At 68.3% G+C, this 1,442-nt stretch carries 1 protein-coding gene; it reads left to right on the top strand.

Features of this window, described 5'->3' with window-relative positions; genetic code table 11:
- Positions 1–1,442, top strand: a 1,442-nt coding sequence (locus AB4Y84_RS21605) for an AMP-binding protein (protein WP_442250925.1), incomplete at both ends; no start/stop codon positions are given.

Genomic DNA, 1,442 nt, shown 5'->3' with positions numbered 1-1,442 from the left:
GCTGTGGATGCGCGAGCACTATGGCATGGGTGCCGACGACCGGATTCTGCAGAAGACCCCGGCAACGTTCGACGTATCGGTCTGGGAATTCTTCCTGCCACTGCTGTGCGGCGCGACGCTGGTGTTGGCGGGGCCGGACGCACACCGCGATCCGACCGAGCTGGCGCGGTTGATCCGCGTGCATGGCGTCACCACCGCACATTTCGTACCGTCGATGCTGGATGCGTTCCTGGCGGCACCGGCCTCACAGGACCTGCTGTTGCGGCGCGTGTTCACCAGTGGCGAGGCGCTGGATGCCGCACTGCGCGAACGCTTCCACGCGCGGGTACATGCCGAACTGCACAATCTGTATGGGCCGACCGAAGCGGCAGTGGATGTGAGCTGGTGGCCAGCCTCGGCCGATGACCGCTCGCGCCCGGTGCCGATCGGTTTCCCGGTCTGGAACACCCGCCTGTATGTGCTGGACGCACGGCTGCAGCCCGTGCCGGTGGGCGTAGCCGGTGACCTGTACCTCGGCGGTGTGCAGTTGGCGCGCGGCTATCTCGGCCGCGACGACCTGACTGCCGAGCGCTTCCTGGCGGATCCGTTCCTGCCGGGTGAGCGCATCTACCGCACCGGCGACGTGGCACGCTGGCGGGGCGACGGTGCTGTCGAGTACCTGGGGCGCAGCGACCATCAGGTAAAGCTGCGCGGCCTGCGCATCGAACTTGGCGAGATTGAAGCAGCATTGCGCGAGCTGCCTGGAATGGACCGGGTGGAAGTACTGTTGCGCGATGATCTACCCGGCGAGGCGCGGCTGGTCGCCTATGTGCCGACGGCGCTGCTCGATGCAGCGGCGCTGCGCAGCCATCTGCTGGCGCGGGTGCCGGACTACATGGTGCCGTCTGCGTTCGTGGGCGTGGATCAGTGGCCGGTGACCGCCAATGGCAAGCTGGACCGGTCTGCGCTGCCGAAACCGCCGCAGCAGGACGTTGCTGGGCAGGCGCCGCGTACGCCGCTGGAGCAGGAACTGGCCGGGCTGTTCGCACAGGCGCTGGGGCGTGAACTGCCGGTGGCGGTTGATGTGGATTTCTTCAGCATCGGAGGCGACTCCCTGTCGGCCGTGCACCTGCTGCTGTCCATCGAGCAGCGCTGGCGTTGCGAGCTGGGGCTGGGCGCGCTGTTCGCGCAGCCGACCGTAGCCGCGCTGGCGGCACGCATTGCCGAGCCGCCCGCACGCGCGGATCACGCGCTGGGGCCGGTGATTGCGCTGTCTGCATCCGACGAGGCAACCGCAGCCCCCCTGTTCGTACTGCACCCGGCAGGCGGCATTGCCTGGAACTATCGCGCACTGGCCCGGGCGCTGCAGCCAACGCGCGCGGTGTACGGGCTTCAGTCGCCCGCGCTCGATGCCACGCAACCGCTGCCAGGCAGCATCGAGGCCATGGCCAATGACTATGTGC

Origin of the sequence: Stenotrophomonas sp. 2YAF22 (genome assembly GCF_052114665.1) — a bacterium.
GTDB classification, from domain to species: Bacteria; Pseudomonadota; Gammaproteobacteria; order Xanthomonadales; family Xanthomonadaceae; genus Stenotrophomonas; species Stenotrophomonas indicatrix.
Note: the sequence above shows the minus strand (reverse complement) of the source record. Positions and strands in the feature narration are given on the sequence as shown.